This is a genomic window from Bacillus sp. AF62 (assembly GCF_050312695.1).
Lineage (GTDB): Bacteria > Bacillota > Bacilli > Bacillales > Bacillaceae_G > Bacillus_A > Bacillus_A cereus.
Genome location: NZ_JBNPJZ010000093.1, coordinates 38,205 through 58,504 on the forward strand (window position 1 = coordinate 38,205; position 20,300 = coordinate 58,504).

Below are 20,300 nucleotides of genomic sequence, written 5' to 3' on the forward strand. Positions count from 1 at the left end.
GCCCGTATAACGGGATAAAATGAATATAGAAATAGAGGAATCGTAAAATGAATATGCAAGAGGTTTATAAATATTTAAGTACGGTATTGCCTGAAGGACATGTTAAACAAGATGAAATGTTAAAGAATCATACGCATATTAAAGTTGGTGGAAAAGCAGATGTTTTTGTTGCGCCTACAAATTATGATGAAATTCAAGAAGTTATCAAATATGCGAACGAATATAATATTCCAGTTACGTTTTTAGGAAATGGATCGAATGTCATTATTAAAGATGGTGGAATTCGCGGGATTACAGTAAGTTTAATTCATATTACAGGTGTTACTGTAACAGGAACGACGATTGTAGCACAGTGTGGTACAGCAATTATTGACGTATCACGTATTGCTTTAGACCATAACTTAACGGGTCTTGAGTTTGCTTGTGGTATTCCAGGTTCAGTTGGCGGAGCGTTATATATGAATGCTGGTGCTTACGGTGGTGAAGTATCTTTTGTGTTAACAGAAGCTGTTGTAATGACAGGTGATGGAGAACTACGTACTTTGACGAAAGAAGCATTTGAATTTGGATATCGTAAGAGTGTATTTGCTAACAACCATTACATTATTCTTGAAGCGAGATTTGAACTTGAAGAAGGTGTACATGAAGAAATTAAAGCCAAAATGGACGATTTAACGTTTAAACGTGAGTCAAAACAGCCTCTAGAATATCCTTCATGTGGTAGTGTATTTAAGCGCCCACCAAATAACTTTGCTGGTAAGTTAATTCAAGACTCAGGACTACAAGGTAAGCGAATTGGTGGAGTAGAAGTTTCTTTAAAACACGCTGGATTTATGGTGAATGTTGATAACGGAACAGCACAAGATTACATCGATTTAATTCACTTCGTACAAAAGACAGTTGAAGAGAAATTTGGCGTGAAGTTGGAGCGAGAAGTAAGGATTATTGGAGAAGATAAAGAATAACGAAATACGTATGAAGATATGAATTATTTTAAAATAATATTTGGGTATTGTTGACAATTTGTTTTCAATTCAATATAATGGCTAATAATTTAACAAATAACATACGTTGAAAGAGCCCAGTAGCAGTTTGTCACTGTTAACGAGAGAGCTAGGGGTTGCTGGAACCTAGCACAAACAAACTTGCGAATTACACTCTGGAGTATCTTAGGTAATGCTAAGCGGACTAGCAATCGATATTATTGCTAAGAGTGGTATGAGTAGCTATGCTATTTATGCAAACTGGGTGGTAACACGGTGAATAATCGTCCCTATGTCTATCGTAGACATAGGGGCTTTTTTGTTTTTAAAAAATAAAGGGGATGACAAAAGATGAATATTATTGATGAATTAGAATGGCGCGGCGCCGTTAATCAGCAGACTGACGAAGAAGGCTTACGTAAGCTAGTAGAAGAGAAAAAGATTTCACTATACTGCGGAGTTGATCCGACTGGTGATAGTATGCATATCGGACATTTGATTCCGTTTATGATGATGAAGAGATTCCAATTAGCTGGTCATCATCCTGTTATTTTAATTGGCGGGGCAACAGGAACAATTGGTGATCCGAGTGGACGACAATCAGAGCGTCAACTTCAAACGTTAGAAGTGGTTCAACATAATGTAGATGCGTTAACAGCACAAATGAAAAAGCTATTTGATTTTGGTGGAAATAGCGAAGTGAAGATGGTAAATAACTATGATTGGACACATGAAATAAATATTATTGAGTTTTTACGTGATTACGGGAAAAACTTTAGCATCAATAGCATGTTAGCGAAGGATATTGTAGCAAGCCGTTTGGATACAGGTATTTCTTTCACGGAATTCACGTACCAAATTTTGCAAGCAATGGATTTCCATCATTTATACACGAAAGAGGATGTTCAACTTCAAATTGGTGGTAGTGACCAATGGGGAAATATTACGAGTGGTTTAGATTTAATTCGTAAGTTAGAAGGTCATGAGGCGAAAGTATTCGGATTAACGATTCCGTTATTATTAAAATCGGACGGTACAAAGTTTGGTAAATCAGCAGGTGGTGCGGTTTGGCTTGATCCCGAAAAAACGACACCGTTTGAATTTTACCAGTTCTGGGTAAATACAGATGACCGTGACGTAATTAAATACTTGAAATACTTTACGTTCTTAACGAAAGAGCGTATTGATGAATTAGCAGCGAAGGTAGAAACAGAGCCTCATAAACGTGAAGCGCAAAAAGTATTAGCAGAAGAAATGACGAAATTCGTTCATGGAGAAGAGGCGTTATTACAAGCTGAGAAAATTACAGCAGCGTTATTTAGCGGAGATATTAAATCGTTAACAGCTGATGAAATTGAACAAGGCTTTAAAGAGATGCCGACATTCCAGTCTTCAAAAGAGACGAAAAATATTGTAGAGTGGCTAGTTGATTTAGGAATTGAACCATCTAGACGACAAGCGCGTGAGGATATTAATAATGGAGCTATATCTATGAATGGCGAGAAAGTAACAGATGTGGGTATAGATGTTACTGTAGAAAACTCGTTTGATGGAAGATTTATTATTATCCGTAAAGGAAAGAAGAACTATAGCTTAGTGAAATTGGGATAATAGTTTTTGTGGAAGAGTGGAAGGAAAGAAGATGCTTTCACTCTTTTCATATACACAATTTAGACATAAAATAATCAGTAAATTTAGATAATTAAAAGGGTTATATTATTCTTTTGCCGAATAAATAAATTAGAGAAAATTACGGATAAAAAATAGCCCGAACCATGCAGGGCATGATTCGGGCTTATATTCAGATTAGTAAGCTAAGCTGAATAGACCTTTAATGTGTGATAAGTAACGAACGTTACTTGCTTCTTTCATTAATGATGCTGGTAGACCTTTAAGTGGAGTATTGCTTGCTCCGATTGTAGCAACAGCATCTTTACGTCCTAGACTAGCAAGTGTTCCAGAGTTTACAGGTGCGAACTCTTCGAATGCTTTGCCTTCTAGTGCTGCGTATAAGTTGTATCCAATTAACTCACCCATTTGCCAAGCGATTTGTGCAGTTGGTGGGTATGGACGACCGTCTGGAGAGAAGACAACAGCGCTGTCTCCAGCAACGAATACGTCTTTGTGAGAAGTAGATTGTAGGTATGCATCAACTGTTGCACGTCCACGGTTAACTTCAAGACCTGATTCACCGATTAATGGGTTACCTTGAACGCCACCTGTCCAAACGAATGTGTTAGCAACAAGTTTTTGACCGTCTTTTAAGTCGATTTCATTGCCAGCAACGTTTGTTACAGGAAGACCAGTTAAGAATGTAACGCCGCGTGCTTCTAGGCTAGTAGTTGCACGTTCGATTAAGTGGTCTGGTAATACTGGAAGGATTTTTGGACCTGCTTCAACAAGAAGAAGTTTAACTTCTTTTGGATTTACGCCGTGGCTTTTTGCAAGTTTAGGCATAATGTCAGCAAGCTCACCAACTAGCTCAACGCCAGTTAATCCGCCACCACCGATTACGATTGTAGCATCAGCTTCGTTTTTCGTTTTCGCGTATTCACGAATACGGTCTTCAACGTGTTTGTAGATTTTGTTTGCATCAGCAGCAGATTTTAATACCATGCTGTTTTCTTCTAGTCCTGGAATACCGAAGTAAGCAGTTTTACTTCCTAAAGCAACTACAAGTGCATCGTAAGATAAAGTAGTACCGCCAGCTAGTTTGATTTCTTTGCTATCAACTGAGAATGACTCAACTGTTGCAATTTTAAGATCGATATCTTTACCTTTGAAAAGCTTTGTAAGTGGCATTGCAATTGCTTGCTCAGACACGTTACCAGCTGCAAGGCGGTGTAATTCAGTGATGATTTGGTGTGTTGGGTATTGGTTAATCACTGTAACTTGTGCTTCTGATTTGCTGTAATATTTACGTACGTTTAAAGCGGCAAGAAGACCGCCATAACCAGCGCCTAAGATGACAATTTGTTTTGACATAGTATGATATCCCCCGTCTTTACTAATTGTTGTTATAAGTTAAATTATTTATTGTTACGTTCTGCACTAATTTGAAGATATGCGTTCACAAAGCGGAACATTTTTTGTGCTTGTGGATCTTTTAGTAATTTTAACAGACCGAATAGGCCGATAACTTCGTTGCTTTCGTCAGCACGATCTTTCGCTTCGATTGCAGTTGCAGCCATGCTTTTCACTGTATCTTTTACAGGTTCTACAAGCTCTGTAATTGCACCAACAGTGTCGCTTTTTAATACTTCATCAGTAGCAACAGTTTGAGCGAAGTCATAAGACTTAGTTAAAATGTTAACAAGCTCAGTTAATTTTGGAAGCTGTTCTACTAGTGTTGTTAATGATTCTTGTACCTCAGGTTTTAACAACTGATCAAGTACATCAAGTTGTCCTTGGCTAGCAGAAATTTGTACAGTTTCTTGTTCTGGCTTTGTTTGAGTCATAGTTTCTGGCATCTCCAATTCTCCTTTACGATAGCAATACTCTTATTTTTTTATAAGTAAGATAGTAAACGTTTACGAAACTTTATGCAAAGTTTCACAAAACACAATAAAATGCCTTTAAATTTATGACAGCAAGTAAGCTGCAAACATAAATCTAAAACCATAACGTCTTACTTATTATTTATGAACTGTCCGATATATGGCTTGTCCGCATAATGGAAAAGCTCCGTTACCGGAAAGTGTATATAATATATATCCTATATTATATACTATATACACCTATGTTAACATAAAAATGATTCCTAATTATTTGATATTGAGTGTATAACGTAGTGCTGACAAGGTATGAAAGCGTATAAAATATTTTGTTTCAGTTAGAAATGTACATATATATATAGAAAAAAAGGAAAAAACGAACAAATTCATGTTCGTTTTTTCCTTTTTCCTATTATTCACCTTCCGCAATTAGCATCGATGTGTTACCTTCTTTTTCAAGATGGCATTCACCCCAAGAACAAAGAGAATCAAGAATGGATTCTAAAGACCAACCGTAGTCGGTAAGAGAATATTCTACTTTCGGTGGGACTTGGTTGTATACTTTTCTTTGAATAACACCGTCGTCTTCTAATTCACGTAATTGCTGCGTTAACATTTTTTGTGTAATACCAGGCATTGAGCGTTTTAATTCACTCGTTCTCTTTGTACCTTTCGTTAAGTGACAAAGAATAACAACTTTCCATTTGCCGCCGATAACTTCTAAAGTCGCCTCTACAGGAATATTGTATTTCTTCATATGAAACCCTCCCTTTTTGAGTAAAGTAAGTTTAATAATACAAATGTTACTTTTTAGTACCTATAGCACTTTAAAGTACGTACTTTTTATTATGTTAAATATGTTTCATAATAGCACATGTAAGAGGCAAATGAGTAGTACGGTACCGAAAAGTGACTATGTTACTTTTTAGTGCCTATCGTACTTTAAAGTGCGTTCTTCAAAAAAGGAATGAAACCATTCATAATAGCATTTGTAAGTATGAAATATATTTTTTAGAAGATAAAAGGGCCTTTTTATCACACTATTATGATTGGATTTCTTGTAATAAGGAGGAATTCAATTGAGTTCATATACAGTACCATCTTCGGAAGCTCAGACGAGTCGAAGAAGTATGTTTGCTTTATTAGCACTAGCAATTAGTGCATTTGGGATTGGTACGACCGAGTTTATTAGTGTCGGTTTACTACCATCTATTTCAAAAGATTTAAATGTGTCGGTTACAACAGCTGGTTTAACGGTTTCCTTATATGCGTTAGGAGCGGCAGTAGGAGCTCCTGTTTTAACAGCGTTAACGGCTAGTATGTCGCGAAAGACATTATTAATGTGGATTATGGTTATTTTCATTATTGGTAATGGCATTGCGGCTGTTGCAACAAGCTTCACTGTATTAATTATCGCAAGGATTGTAGCTGCATTTGCACACGGTGTGTTTATGTCGATAGGATCTACAATTGCGGCTGCAATCGTACCAGAAAATAAACGTGCTAGCGCAATTGCGATTATGTTTACTGGATTAACAGTTGCGACTATTACTGGTGTGCCAATTGGAACATTTATCGGTCAAGAGTTTGGCTGGAGAGCGTCATTTATGGCGATTGTTGTAATTGGAATTATTGCTTTCATCGCAAACAGTATATTGGTCCCATCTAATTTAAAAAATGGTGTACCTGTATCGTTTCGTGATCAATTTAAACTAATTAAAAATGGAAGACTGTTACTTGTTTTCATTATTACTGCACTTGGATACGGTGGTACATTCGTAACATTTACTTATTTATCACCCCTATTACAAGAAGTAACAGGATTTGAAGCAAGTACCGTTACCATCATTTTATTAGTGTATGGAATTGCCATTGCGATAGGGAATATGGTCGGCGGAAAATTATCGAATCATAATCCGATCCGAGCGCTATTTTACATGTTCCTTATTCAAGCGATTATATTATTTGTTTTAACATTTACAGCGCCATTTAAAGTAGCTGGATTAATCACAATTATTTTCATGGGACTATTCGCATTTATGAATGTTCCGGGGCTACAAGTATATGTAGTTATATTGGCAGAGCGCTTTGTTCCAAGTGCGGTTGATGTTGCTTCAGCAATTAATATTGCCGCATTTAACGGAGGAATCGCTTTAGGTTCTTATATAGGTGGCCTTGTAACGAATTCGTTAGGATTAATCCATACTGCTTGGGTAGGCGGTCTTATGGTAGTAGGTGCTGTGATTTTAACAGCATGGAGCATGACATTAGAAAAAAGAGATCAAGTAAAATAAAAGGAGAGAAAATAAAATGAAAAACTTACAAAGTAAAACAGTATTAAATAATGGTGTAGAAATGCCTTGGTTCGGTTTAGGTGTATTTAAAGTAGAAGAAGGACCAGAACTTGTAGAAGCTGTAAAATCAGCGATTAAAGCAGGATACCGTAGCATCGATACAGCTGCAATTTACGGAAATGAAAAAGCTGTAGGTTAAGGAATCCGTGCAGGTATTGAAGCGACTGGTATTTCAAGAGAAGAATTATTCATCACTTCAAAAGTATGGAACGCAGATCAAGGATATGAAACAACAATCGCTGCATACGAAGAGAGTCTAAAAAAATTAGGACTAGATTATTTAGATTTATATCTTGTTCACTGGCCTTCAGAAGGAAAATATAAAGATACATGGAGAGCGCTAGAAACACTTTATAAAGAAAAGCGCGTACGTGCAATTGGTGTAAGTAACTTCCAAATCCATCACTTACAAGATGTAATGAAAGATGCAGAAATTAAACCAATGATTAACCAAGTAGAATACCACCCTCGTTTAACACAAAAAGAACTACAAGCTTTCTGTAAAGAACAAGGTATTCAAATGGAAGCATGGTCACCACTAATGCAAGGTCAATTATTAGATAACGAAACATTACAAGAGATTGCTGAGAAACACGGTAAAACAACAGCTCAAGTTATTTTACGTTGGGATCTTCAAAACGGAGTAATTACAATTCCAAAATCAACGAAAGAACACCGTATTATTGCAAATGCTGATGTATTTAACTTTGAATTAACAAAAGAAGACATGGAAAAAATCGATGCGTTAAACCAAAATCACCGCGTTGGTCCAGATCCTGATAACTTCGATTTCTAAGATTAAAGTAAGAAAGAAAAAAGAGTGCTTTTATGCGCTCTTTTTTTTGCATAAAAATATTTTCTAATTAAATACTACTTAGTATTAAGTTTGTTATTAAGGGGCTGTAAACATGAATATAAAGCAATCGTTCAAACTTTTAGCTATGTTTTTAAGTGTCTTATTTGTATTATTCCCACTTCAAAAAGCATTCGCAGAAGTTATGGATCATACAAAGTATGAAATGAATTGGAGTTATAGTAAGTCAAAGAAGAAACCAATTCGAACAGAACTTATTAAAACGGCAGATGGAAAAATTGCATTTTGCTTAAATGTAGATTTAAAATCTCCGAGTGGTCAAGATTTACCAGAAATGGGTAAAGTGGATATTAATGTGTACCGTGTACTGTTGAATGGATATCCACAAAAGAGCCCACAAGAATTAGGAGTATCTGATTGGAGAGAGGCGCATTACGCAACGCAGCTTGCAGTATGGAATGCGTTAAAACAAATTGATGTTAATGATTTAGATTTCCGAAATAAAAATGTAGAGAAAGTAACAAAAGATATCGTTGCAAAAGCAAACGCTAGCGAAGAGCTACAAGAAATTACGATGAGTGTAACTCCTACAGAAGAACAAGAAGCAGTATTAAAAAATGATTTCTTTGAAACAGGTTTATATACGGTAGAAACAAATGCAAAAAGCGGAACGTATAAAGTGCAAGCAACAGGTGCACCAGCGGGCGTGAAATTTGCAAATGAAAAAGGCGAAACAAAAACAGAATTTAATGTAGGAGAGAAGTTCCGCATTTTAATTCCGAAACAAACGCCAGCTGGTGGATTTAGCTTTAAAGTATCAGGAAATTTAACGAAACTACAAGGAATTGCGCATAAAGGTACACCGACTATTCAAAATGCAGTAGTATTACTTGAGCGTAGTGAAGAAAAAACAAGTCCAGAGTTAGCGGTAAGTTGGAAGAAACCAGAAGGGCCACAGACGCCAAATAAACCGTATACTCCAAATGAGCCACATAAACCGAATCAAAAAAGATAATGAAAAAGCATTGGCGTGTGCCAATGCTTTTTCATTATGGATTCTTTAAAGATATACCAAGATAATAATTAATCAAGTGAAACACTATTTCAACGTTTTAAAAAGTATTTTAAAATAATAAAATATAACAAAATCTAAACGTTACAATCAACGGATTTTATTCACAAAATTGTAACATTATTCTAATTGGAGAGGCTATCAAACAAAGTGTAAAGCGTGTACAATTCAGTTGGAAAAACTACCTATAGATGGTCATATATGAAGAAAATGTAAGATTCTATTACTATTTTTACTTTTAGATGTATAGATGACAATACTAAAGTGTATCTTTTACTATTCTCTTTTTATGTACGAAGAGAACTCATCACAAATAGAGAGAAGTGAGGAGGGCGTATTACATAAAAATTTTACAATGTAAGAAAGCGAATACATAGGGAGGAATGCGGTAGTAATTGATACAGGTGCGCGAGGTGTTAGTCTATTCATTAAATGTTTTTATAAAAATAATAGGATTTCTTATTAAATGGATATATAGGATAGTTTCTCTAAATAAAGGAACAGGGGACACAGATTATGTCGAAGAAAAAGACGAGTAGGGTATTAGTAGCTGGTATATGTATATCTACATTATTATCACCAGTAGCTTTCGAAGCATCGAAAGGATATGCCGCACCTTTGGAAGAGAATAAGGGCGGGCAGTTGGAAGAGAGTAAAGAGAATAAATTTGAGCAGAAAGTATTTCAGTTGCCGGGTAAAGGTAGTGTAGATGCAGAACATGAGCGCTTAAGAGGAACTTGGAAATTTTCTACCAATGAGCCGACTGGAATTTATGCGGAGCCAAATGAAGAGATTACAATTGATATAAAAGGAACACAGTCTATCCAAGGTTTCATAGGAACGAGATCTTATGATGAAAAGGATCCAGAAGAATTTAATCTAAAACCAGGGAAAAACGTTATCTCATCTCCAAGAGGCGGTATTTTATATTTTTATAATATGAATAATGGAGGGGAAGTAACAGCTTCAGTTACGAATGGTGGTAGCCATATTCCTTTGTTTATTTTAGGGAAGCATACGAAAAAAGATTGGGATGAAATGTTAAAAAAATATAAGGCCCCTTATGCAGTTGAATTAAAAGGTGAGAGAAGCTTAATTACTACTACTTACGATTCTGTGCAGAAATATATGAAGAATACGGATCCAACAGATTTAATGAAATTGCATGATAAGATTATTCGTTTGGAAAATGCAGCGGCAGGATTATATGAGGTCGGTGCTGGAGTTGCAAAATCTCCAACTCATTATGTTCAGTTTGTTGAAAAACGGAAGCCTGCTAAAGGGGACTTTATGTTTGCGAAACATTATCATACAGGGTATATTCCAACTGCAATGAATAGAGTTTTAGATATAGAGGTACTTGAGAAGGATGGATGGGGACCGTGGCATGAAGTTGGTCATTTACATCAGCAAGAACCGTGGAAATGGTCTAAGGTGAGAGAAGTAACGGTTAATATTTATTCTTTAATTGTGCAAAAGGCATTAGGGAATGAATTAGAAATGGATGAGCACTATAAAAAGTCATTTGAGTATTTAGAGAAACCTATAGAAGAAAGAATAATTGATAAATTTGATCCTCTTACAATGTTTTGGCAATTAAATGTGGTTTACGGAGAGCATTTTTACCCGAGATTGCATCAAGCTTATCGTATGTTACCTAAGGAGGAAGTACCTACTTCTGATGAAGAGAAAAAGCAAATGTTTGTTTATATGACATCAAAAGTGGCAGGACAAAATTTAGTTCCATTCTTTAAAGAATGGGGATTAACTCCAAGTGATAAGACTAGAGAAAAAATAGAAAAATTAAATTTACCTAAATTAGAAAAAGAAATATGGAAAGCTACAGATAGTAATGATATTCGTGAAAAGCAAGTTGAAGCGTACACAATTCCATACGGTGAACCATCAAGTGAGGTGCAAAACCTTTTATTTGGTACGGATTTTGATGAAGAACAAGCAAATAAACTTGTTCAAAATTTAGGTAAAAATGTAAAAGTAACAGGTAAGATTATATGGTCTAAATTAGAGGATGGAAAACAGGAAGTATTAGTAGAAATTGAGGGTAATAAAGGGAATAAGAATGTAATAACTGTTCCAGTCAATACTCGTTATGGGGATGCTATGGTAGTTAAAGGTTTTGATGATGAAGTGAATTCTGTTATAACGCTCCTTCATAATGAGAAGAAAATTGATGTTGATTTCAGTGTTAATGCACTTCATGATCGATTTGAAAACGAAAAGTATGTAGAGGTTACAGTATACGATAAAGAAGGTAATGAAAAGAGAAATATTTCTGTAGAGGGGCAAGAAAGTTCAGAAAAAATTGCTGAGCAATTGAAAGAGATTGAATTTCAATATGGAGATATTGTGAAAGTATTTCATGCGGAACCAGATCGCTTTAGTTGGTATCAAAGCGGAAAATTGGTAAATTCTACAGAGAATAGAAATAAAAAAGAGAAGTTTTTCAAAATCACTCCACAAGGATTTGAATTAAAAAATAGTTTACATGAAGTAATAGCATCACCACAAAAAGTAGTAGTCGGAACAGAAGTAGAAAAGCTAGAAGCGAAAAACTTTGTTGAAGTGAAAGACGGAGAGGTAATTGGCTTTGTAGAAAAGCCAACTACAACGAAAATCGGAAAACAAACAGCCAAAGTAGAAACGAAAGATCGTTTTGGAAATAAGCAAGTAACAGAAGTACCATTAGAAGTGGTTTATGGAGATAGCATTGCATATGCAGGATATAACAATGATATTGCTTCAGTGGTAACGTTAAAGCATGATGAGAAGAAATTCCATGTGACTGATATGAATAGCCAGATTCATAAGTATTTTAATAAAGAGCTATACATGGGAATCACGTTATATGATGGAGAAGGAAAAGAGAAAAAACGTGTAACAGCAGAAGGACAAGAAACTTCAAAAAACTTTGCAGAACAAGTGAATGGTACGCAGTTTGAGTATGGAGATGTAGTGAAAGTATTCCATGCAGAACCAGATCGTTTGAAATGGTATCAAAATAATACTCTTACTGGTCAAGGTGAGAAAAAAGGAACAAAAGAACTATTCTTTAAAGTGACAGAAAAAGGTTTCGAGAAAATGGATATGTTGCAAGAAGTAACAGCAGTACCACAAAAAGTAGTTATTGGAACTGACGTTGAAAAATTAGAAGCAAAAGATTTTGTTCAAGTGAAAGATGGAGAAGTAATTGGATTTGTAGAAAAACCAATTACGACAAAAATCGGTGAACAAAAAGTAAAAGTGGAAACGAAAGATCGCTTTGGAAATAAGCAAGTGACGGAAGTTCTCCTGGAAGTAACATGTGGAGATAGCTTACTTGTATATGGGTTAAGCTATGGTGGTGACGATATGAAATCAATTGTAACGTTACATCATGATGCGAAAAAAATGAGTGCGACGGATACGAGTAATTTGATTCATGATTATTTTGGAGATGAGAAGTATTTTGCATTCACTCTGTACAACAGAGAGGGAAAAGAGAAGAAAAATATAGAGGTAAAAGGGCTGGAGAGTACAGAAGCTTTTGCTAAGGAAATAAACGGACTAGCGTTTGAATATGGAGATGTGGTGAAAGTGTATCATGCTGAATCTTCACGCTTACACTGGTACAAAAAAGATGTATATGCGGGAGAAGGAAAGAATAAAGAGATAAAGGAACTAGTCTTCAAAATTACTGAAAACGGCTTTGAAAGAATGGAAGCTAAGCAAGAAGTAACAACTGTACCGCAAAAAGTAGTAATCGGAACAAACGCTGATAAATTAGATGCCAAAAACTTTGTTCAAGTAAAAGACGGAGAAGTAATTGGTTTTGTAGAAAAACCGAATACAACAAAAATTGGTGAACAAAAAGTAAAAGTAGAAACGAAAGATCGCTTTGGAAATAAGAAAGTGACGGAAGTTTCATTAGAAGTAACATATGGAGATAGTATAGTATATCAAGGTGTAGCTAATGTAACACGTTCAATCGTTACGTTAAATAATGAAGAAAAGAAATTACATGCGACATTTACCGATGATGAAATACATTATCGTTTTGTAAATGAACAGTATATAGGACTTACGATTTATGATAAAAATGGAAAAGAGAAGAAGCATGTAACGGCAGAAGGACAAGAGACTTCAAAGAATTTTGCTGGGCAAGTAAATGGAACGGCATTTGAGTATGGAGATGTACTGAAAGTATACCATGCGGAACCGAGTCGTTTGAATTGGTACAAAAAGAATGAGTTAGTTAAAAAAGAGGATGCGATGAAGGGGCAAGAAATATCCTTTAAGATTACTCAAAATGGATTAGAGCAAGTGCAATAATAAGAAAAAGCTCGTAAAACATAATGTTTTACGAGCTTTTTTTATTATTCAGCTTCAGAAACTACTGTGAAGCGTTCATTTACGTGTTTTGGGTTTTCTATTTCATCAAGTGCTGCAACTGCGAAGTCTTCGTAACTTACGTAGCTATCACCTTTTGCGTTAACAAGGAGATTGTCTTTGCCAGCTTTGTAAGAACCAGTGCGTTTTCCTAATGCGAATAGTGCAGAAGGGCTGATGAATGTCCAAGTGATATCATTTGTTTGTTGTAAGATTTCTAGGTTTTTACCTTGGTTTTGAGCTGTTGCAAGGTATTCGCCTGGGAAACCTGATGTCTCAAATACACGTGTTGTTTTCTCTTCGTCTACAAATAAGCTTCCAGCGCCACCAACTACAAGTAATTTTGTATTAGGTGCACCTTTCATAGCTTCAATTAGTACGTTTCCTGCATCTACGTGAAGGTGTTCTTGTCCTGCTGGAGCGCCAAATGCATTTACAACTACGTCGAATGCTTGTAGGTCGTTAGATGTAAGAGAAAATACGTCTTTTTCTAAAACTTTTACGTTTTCTTCTGTAATTTTTGCAGCGTTTCTTACGATTGCAGTTACTTCATGTCCACGATCTAATGCTTCTTTTAAAATACGACTTCCTGCTTTACCAGTTGCTCCGATAATTCCGATTTTCATAATAAATCCCTCCAAAGTGTTTTGTTAAATTGTATATCTGAAAGTGAATGAATATATTGTAATTAAGTTTGTTACAACCTGTTGTAATCATTATAGTTACAGGTTGGTGTTTTTGTCAATGGGGTAGTTTGTAGATTTATTTTTTGTTTTAGTATGCACAGTTAGAGGGAGGAGAGTCATAAAGATATTGTTACTTCGCGCTTGGCTAATATTTGGAAATTGCAAATTGTCGAAAAATGTTGATTTTTGAATGTTTTTTAAATATAATTCGTTTTATGGAGAAAAGGAGGGGTTAATTGTATGAATATTTTGGAACAATTCGTTTCGTCAACGAATACGATTCTTTGGTCATATATTCTTATTGCAATGTTAATTGGTTTAGGGCTTTATTTTTCTATTAAATTAAAATTCGTACAACTTACTCATTTAGGGGAAATGATTCGTTTAATGAGTGATGGACTAACTGGCAAGACACGTAAAAAGGGCAGCGTATCATCGTTCCAAGCATTTTGTATGAGTTCTGCAGCTCGTATTGGTATCGGGAACTTAGCTGGTGTAGCGTTAGCTATTTCTATGGGAGGACCTGGGGCTGTATTTTGGATGTGGGTTATTGCGATTATCGGTGCGTCTTCAAGTTTCGTAGAAAGTACGCTTGCGCAAATTTATAAAATAAAAGATGGCAGTGGCTTCCGTGGTGGTCCTGCTTATTATATGGAAAAAGGTTTAAATAAACGTTGGATGGGGATTTGGTTCTCTATTCTGATTACAATTAGTTACGGTTTAATTTTCAACTCAGTACAAGCAAATACAGTAACATTAGCGTTTGAAAATGCATTTGGCTTAGAGCGTTATATTGTTGGTATTGTATTAGCTGCATTAGTTGGGGTTATTATTTTTGGTGGTGTAAAAAGTATTGCACGTATGTCGGAAATGATTGTTCCGCCAATGGCACTTATTTATATTGCAGTAGCTATTTTTGTTGTCATTAAAAACTTCTATTTAATACCAGATGTGTTTACGGAAATCTTTAAAGGTGCATTCGGTTTAGATTCAGCTGTAGGTGGCGGTATCGGTGCTGCGATGAAATATGGTATTCAGCGCGGATTATTTGCGAACGAAGCAGGTATGGGTAGTGCGCCGAACGCGGCAGCAACAGCTGATGTAACGCATCCAGCAAAACAAGGTTTTATTCAAACGATTGGAGTATTAGTAGATACATTCTTAGTGTGTACATCAACAGCATTTATCGTACTATGTTCTGGTGCGTATAAAGCAACGAATTTAGAAGGTATTGAATTAACACAAAATGCATTAAGTTCACAAATTGGCCCATGGGCGAGCAGTTTCTTAGCGATTATTATTTTCTTATTTGCATTTAGTTCACTTCTAGGAAACTACTATTATGGTGAAACAAATATTGAATTCATTAAGCAAAGCAAAACGTGGTTAACAATTTACCGTATTGCGGTAGTTGGAATGGTATTATTCGGTTCTGTTGCGACGCTTCAAGTTGTATGGAATATGGCAGACTTATTTATGGGTCTAATGGTAATCACGAACTTAATTGCGATTACACTTCTTGGCCGATTTGCGTATGTAGCATTAGCAGACTATGTAAGGCAAAAGAAACAAGGGAAAGATCCAGTCTTCAGTGCAGATTCTATTCCTGGTTTAACGAATACAGAGTGTTGGGATAAGTCAGCGGTAACAGATAAAGAAAAAGCAGTGTAAATGAAAAGGCGAGCATCGAGGTGAATTCGATGCTCGCCTTTTTTGTTGTAGTAAATGATGAAAAGGGTGAGAGGTAGTTATTAATATAACTTTTTTTATTTGTTCCTCTCGTTATTTTTGGGGAACGTGCTGTTTTAAAAGTATGACTGGTTGAAGAGGATAAGTGATTGAGTATTGGATAAATGCATGTAATAGCTATATTTTTATGAAAAAAAACACGTATGTTAAGATAGTTGACATACTAATGTCATAAAACCTTACATAAAGTTCTTGATTACTTAAAGTTTTTAGAATATAATTTTCTTATTGTTAGGAAGAGGGGGCAATACAAATATGGATTTTTTAGCTAGGGTAATTGGGGATGTAAATAATATCCTTTGGTCATATGTCATTATTGCGATGTTAATTGGGTTAGGGCTCTATTTTTCATTTCGTGTGAAATTTGTCCAAGTTCGTTACTTCGGTGAAATGATTCGTTTGCTTGGGGATGGAGCAAGCTCGAAAACGAGAAAAGCGCAAAAAGAGAAGAGCGGCGTATCATCATTCCAAGCGTTTTGTATGAGTACAGCTTCTCGTGTAGGTACTGGTAACTTAGCAGGTGTAGCTATTGCGATCTCAGCAGGTGGTCCAGGAGCAGTATTTTGGATGTGGTTAATTGCGGTAATTGGGGGTGCTTCTGCATTTGTAGAGAGCACATTAGCGCAAATTTATAAAGTAAAAGATGGGAATGCATTCCGTGGGGGCCCAGCGTATTATATGGAAAAGGGTTTAAAGAAACGCTGGTTAGGTGTTGTGTTCTCTGTTCTAATAACAGTAAGTTTCGGATTGATTTTTAACGCTGTACAGTCTAATACTGTAGCAGCTGCCTTTGATGGTGCATTTAAAACAGATAGCAGATTAGTAGGTCTTGTTATGGCTGGTTTACTTGCAGTTATTATTTTCGGCGGAGTAAAACGAATTGCTCGCGCGGTTGAAATGATTGTTCCAGTAATGGCAATTATTTATGTAGCAGTAGCATTATTCGTTGTTGTAACAAACATTACGGCAATTCCATATGTATTTAAAGAAATTTTCTTACATGCTTTCGGAATTAAAGAAGTAGTAGGCGGAGGATTAGGAGCTGCGATTTTATTAGGGGTAAAACGTGGATTATTCTCAAATGAAGCAGGTATGGGTAGTGCGCCAAACGCAGCAGCGACTGCAAACGTAACGCACCCAGTTAAACAAGGTTTCATTCAAACTTTAGGGGTATTTACAGATACATTATTAATTTGTAGTTGTACAGCATTTATCATTCTTTTATCAGACGTGCATAATGCAGCTGATTTAAATGGAATTCAATTAACGCAGCAGGCGTTAAGTCAACATATCGGTCCATGGGCTTCTATATTTGTAGCAGTTGCAATCTTCTTGTTTGCATTCAGTTCATTAGTAGGTAACTACTACTATGGTGAAACAAATATTGAATTCTTAAATGGAAGTAAAGTGCTATTAAATGCATACCGTATTGCTGTACTTGGTATGGTTATGCTAGGATCTGTAGCGACAATTCAAATCGTTTGGGATTTAGCAGATTTATTTATGGGAATTATGGCTGTTATTAACTTAGTAGCAATTGTATTCCTTTCTAAGTATGCTTTCGCAGCGTTATCAGATTATATTAAGCAAAAGAAGCAAGGGAAAGATCCAGTCTTTTATGCGGAGTCTATTCCAGGTTTGAACAATACAGAGTGTTGGGATAATCCAGCGGTAGCTGATAAAGAAAAAGCAGTATAATGAGGTGAGCATCAAGTGAAACTTGATGCTCATTTTTTGTTGGTTCAGCTATTTGTGTGAAGTGAAACTCCTGATCATTAAAGTTTCGCTTTATAATGAAAAAGACGAACATTCATGAATGTTTCATAATAAAATGTATTTTTTTAAGAAAAGTGCGGATATGAGTTGTGATTTATGTTAGAATGGAAAATGCCTTTGAAATAAGAGGTTTTATGATCTTTCCTATCCGATTGAAGATTTTGGAGGAGAAATGGAAAGTTCGGATTATTTCTTGTTTTGAATGGTCAGACGTTCAACGTTAATGAAGAGTTAAATGGAGGATTTTATTAATGAAGTTTGTTATGTTCCTTGTAGGATTACTCGTTGTATTTGTACTCGGTTTTCTTATAAGTGCCGATCGAAAGAAGATTAAGTATAAACCAATCGCAACTATGCTTATTATTCAGCTAGCATTATCTTATTTCTTATTAAATACGCAAGTTGGTTATATTTTAGTAAAAGGAATTTCAGATGGATTTGGCGCACTTCTTGGATATGCGGAAGCTGGAATCGTTTTCGTATTTGGTGGTCTTGTTAATAAAGGAGAGGTTTCATTCTTCTTAACAGCGTTATTACCAATCGTATTCTTTGCGGTTTTAATCGGAATTCTGCAACACTTTAAAATTTTACCGATATTTATTCGTGCTATTGGTACGTTGTTAAGTAAAGTGAATGGTCTAGGAAAACTAGAATCATATAACGCAGTAGCAGCTGCCATTGTTGGACAAGCAGAAGTATTTATTACAGTAAAAGATCAATTAAGTAAAATCCCAAAACATCGTTTATATACATTATGTGCATCTTCTATGTCGACAGTGTCGATGTCAATCGTTGGTTCTTATATGAAAATGATCGAACCGAAATATGTAGTAACAGCACTTGTATTAAATTTATTTAGTGGTTTCATTATCATTCATATTATTAACCCGTACGATATTACAGAAGAAGAAGATACACTGAAATTAGAAAATAAGAAAAAACAATCATTCTTTGAAATGCTGAGCGAGTACATTATGCTTGGTTTCACGATTGCGATTACAGTAGCAGCTATGTTACTCGGTTTCGTAGCATTAATTACAGCAATCAATAGCTTGTTTGATACAATGTTCGGTATTACATTCCAAGCTATTTTAGGATATATTTTCTCACCATTAGCATTCGTAATGGGCATCCCGCAAGCAGAAATGGTAACAGCGGGAAAAATTATGGCAACAAAATTAGTATCAAACGAGTTTGTTGCGATGCTTGATCTTGGTAAAGTAGCTGGTGATTTATCGGCTCGTACAGTTGGTATTCTTTCTGTATTCCTTGTATCATTTGCGAACTTCTCATCTATCGGAATTATTGCAGGTGCAACGAAAGGTATCGATGAAAATCAATCAAATGTTGTATCATCATTCGGTCTACGCCTTGTGTACGGTGCGACATTAGTAAGTATTCTATCAGCGATTATCGTTGGTGTTATGTTATAAAAAAAGGATGGCTCTAGCTCATAGCTAGGGCCATCCTTTTTTTATGGTAAATTTGCATGAAAAAACCAATTAATTAGGAATATATTAACATATAAAAATCTTTTAAAATTTATATTGCATTTCACCTAGATAACGCTTACAATTTGATTTGTAGGTGGTATCAATTTCAGACTTTCAAGTATGGTAGGAGAGAAGAAGCTACCTTTTATAAATTGCAATTTATGTAAACGCTTACTAATTTTAGATGACAGTTGAATAGTTTTAGGGGTTTTAAATTTTTTTAACAACAATGGTCAGACGTCATTCGTTATACGTTATACGACCGATAATTCGTGGGAGAAGTGGGGGATTCACATATGAAAATAGTAATGTTTCTAGTCGGTTTACTTGTAGTGTTTGTACTAGGTTTCCTTATCAGTTCAGATCGTAAGAAGATTAAATATAAACCAATTGCACTTATGCTTGTTATTCAATTGGTACTTGCGTATTTCTTACTAAATACAAAGGTCGGATTTGTATTAGTGAAAGGGATCGCAGATGGATTTGGTTCTATTTTAAAATTTGCGGAAGCTGGGGTTAATTTCGTATTTGGTGGTCTAGCAAACGATGGACAAGCACCATTCTTCTTAACAGTATTATTACCGATTATTTTCTTAGCAGTATTAATCGGGATCCTGCAACATATTAAAGTTTTACCGATTATCATTCGTGCAGTCGGTTTCCTATTAAGTAAAGTTAGCGGTTTAGGAAAACTAGAATCATATAATGCGGTAGCAGCTGCAATCGTTGGTCAAGGGGAAGTATTCATTACAGTAAAAGATCAACTAAGCAAATTACCGAAAAATCGTTTATACACACTTTGTGCATCTTCAATGTCTACAGTATCGATGTCAATTGTCGGTTCTTATATGAAAATGATTGATCCAAAATATGTAGTAACAGCACTTTTATTAAACTTATTCAGTGGATTCATTATCGTTCATATCATTAATCCATATGAAGTAAAAGAAGAAGACGATATTTTAGAATTACAAGAAGACAAGAAACAAACATTCTTTGAAATGTTAGGCGAATATATTATGCTTGGTTTCTCAATCGCTGTAACAGTAGCGGCGATGTTAATCGGTTTCGTGGCATTAATTACAGCAATTAATGGTGTATTCGATTCAATTTTCGGAATCACATTCCAAAGCATTTTAGGATATATCTTCTCACCATTAGCATTCGTAATGGGTATTCCAACATCAGAGATGTTACAAGCAGGACAAATTATGGCAACAAAATTAGTAACGAACGAATTCGTTGCAATGCTTGACCTTGGAAAAGTAGCTGGCGATTTATCAGCTCGTACAGTAGGTATTTTATCTATCTTCCTTGTATCATTTGCGAACTTCTCATCTATCGGAATTATCGCAGGTGCAACGAAGAGTATCGATGGCAAACAAGCAAACGTTGTATCATCATTCGGTTTAAAACTTGTATACGGTGCAACGTTAGTAAGTATATTATCAGCGATTATCGTTGGGGTTATGCTTTAATAAATTAAGAAAAGC

The 20,300-nt window shown here is 35.5% G+C and carries 13 protein-coding genes, 1 pseudogene and 1 other annotated feature; of the genes and pseudogenes, 10 read left to right on the top strand and 4 right to left on the bottom strand.

Annotated elements, in window-relative coordinates:
- Positions 1–47: 47 nt before the first annotated feature.
- Together murB and tyrS are read left to right on the top strand one after the other, a co-directional pair.
- On the top strand, positions 48–965 hold the full coding sequence (gene murB / locus ACQRBL_RS24870; protein WP_411996028.1) for a UDP-N-acetylmuramate dehydrogenase: 918 nt from the start codon (positions 48–50) through the stop codon (positions 963–965).
- Positions 966–1,062: 97 nt separating this feature from the next.
- Positions 1,063–1,278 (top strand) — a binding site (T-box leader).
- A gap of 56 nt (positions 1,279–1,334) precedes the next feature.
- Positions 1,335–2,594, top strand: coding sequence for a tyrosine--tRNA ligase (gene tyrS / locus ACQRBL_RS24875; RefSeq protein ID WP_001021094.1), 1,260 nt, complete (start codon positions 1,335–1,337; stop codon positions 2,592–2,594).
- A gap of 195 nt (positions 2,595–2,789) precedes the next feature.
- On the opposite strand, the gene ACQRBL_RS24880 is transcribed toward tyrS, so the two are convergent.
- The 3 genes from ACQRBL_RS24880 to ACQRBL_RS24890 form a co-directional block, all read right to left on the bottom strand.
- Positions 2,790–3,968, bottom strand: a complete 1,179-nt coding sequence (locus ACQRBL_RS24880) for an NAD(P)/FAD-dependent oxidoreductase (protein ID WP_000043199.1) — start codon at positions 3,966–3,968, stop codon at positions 2,790–2,792.
- A gap of 44 nt (positions 3,969–4,012) precedes the next feature.
- On the bottom strand, positions 4,013–4,453 hold the full coding sequence (locus ACQRBL_RS24885) for a DUF1641 domain-containing protein (RefSeq protein WP_001115309.1): 441 nt from the start codon (positions 4,451–4,453) through the stop codon (positions 4,013–4,015).
- 436 nt (positions 4,454–4,889) lie between these two features.
- On the bottom strand, positions 4,890–5,234 hold the full coding sequence (locus tag ACQRBL_RS24890) for a winged helix-turn-helix transcriptional regulator (RefSeq protein ID WP_000760481.1): 345 nt from the start codon (positions 5,232–5,234) through the stop codon (positions 4,890–4,892).
- Positions 5,235–5,607: 373 nt separating this feature from the next.
- On the opposite strand from ACQRBL_RS24890, the gene ACQRBL_RS24895 reads away from it, so the two are divergent.
- The 4 genes and pseudogenes from ACQRBL_RS24895 to ACQRBL_RS24910 all read left to right on the top strand — a co-directional run bounded on the left by ACQRBL_RS24895 (position 5,608) and on the right by ACQRBL_RS24910 (position 13,046).
- Positions 5,608–6,771: an MFS transporter gene (locus ACQRBL_RS24895; protein WP_003272282.1), complete on the top strand. Its 1,164-nt coding sequence runs from the start codon at positions 5,608–5,610 to the stop codon at positions 6,769–6,771.
- A gap of 16 nt (positions 6,772–6,787) precedes the next feature.
- Positions 6,788–7,627: pseudogene (locus tag ACQRBL_RS24900) on the top strand (aldo/keto reductase).
- Positions 7,628–7,739: 112 nt separating this feature from the next.
- Positions 7,740–8,660 carry a thioester domain-containing protein gene (locus ACQRBL_RS24905; protein WP_001022535.1) on the top strand — a complete coding sequence of 307 codons (921 nt, stop codon included), beginning with the start codon at positions 7,740–7,742 and terminating at the stop codon, positions 8,658–8,660.
- A gap of 573 nt (positions 8,661–9,233) precedes the next feature.
- Positions 9,234–13,046 carry a putative mucin/carbohydrate-binding domain-containing protein gene (locus ACQRBL_RS24910; protein ID WP_427735768.1) on the top strand — a complete coding sequence of 1,271 codons (3,813 nt, stop codon included), beginning with the start codon at positions 9,234–9,236 and terminating at the stop codon, positions 13,044–13,046.
- Between the two features lie 44 nt (positions 13,047–13,090).
- On the opposite strand, the gene ACQRBL_RS24915 is transcribed toward ACQRBL_RS24910, so the two are convergent.
- Positions 13,091–13,729 carry an NAD(P)-dependent oxidoreductase gene (locus ACQRBL_RS24915; RefSeq protein ID WP_097961002.1) on the bottom strand — a complete coding sequence of 213 codons (639 nt, stop codon included), beginning with the start codon at positions 13,727–13,729 and terminating at the stop codon, positions 13,091–13,093.
- Positions 13,730–14,029: 300 nt separating this feature from the next.
- On the opposite strand from ACQRBL_RS24915, the gene ACQRBL_RS24920 reads away from it, so the two are divergent.
- From ACQRBL_RS24920 to ACQRBL_RS24935, 4 genes are all read left to right on the top strand, one after another.
- Positions 14,030–15,460: an alanine/glycine:cation symporter family protein gene (locus ACQRBL_RS24920; RefSeq protein WP_411996030.1), complete on the top strand. Its 1,431-nt coding sequence runs from the start codon at positions 14,030–14,032 to the stop codon at positions 15,458–15,460.
- Between the two features lie 333 nt (positions 15,461–15,793).
- Positions 15,794–17,236, top strand: a complete 1,443-nt coding sequence (locus tag ACQRBL_RS24925; RefSeq protein ID WP_377901428.1) for an alanine/glycine:cation symporter family protein — start codon at positions 15,794–15,796, stop codon at positions 17,234–17,236.
- A 329-nt stretch (positions 17,237–17,565) separates the two neighbouring features.
- Positions 17,566–18,747: a NupC/NupG family nucleoside CNT transporter gene (locus ACQRBL_RS24930; protein WP_411996031.1), complete on the top strand. Its 1,182-nt coding sequence runs from the start codon at positions 17,566–17,568 to the stop codon at positions 18,745–18,747.
- Positions 18,748–19,103: 356 nt separating this feature from the next.
- Positions 19,104–20,285, top strand: coding sequence for a NupC/NupG family nucleoside CNT transporter (locus ACQRBL_RS24935; RefSeq protein WP_411996032.1), 1,182 nt, complete (start codon positions 19,104–19,106; stop codon positions 20,283–20,285).
- Positions 20,286–20,300: the final 15 nt, after the last annotated feature.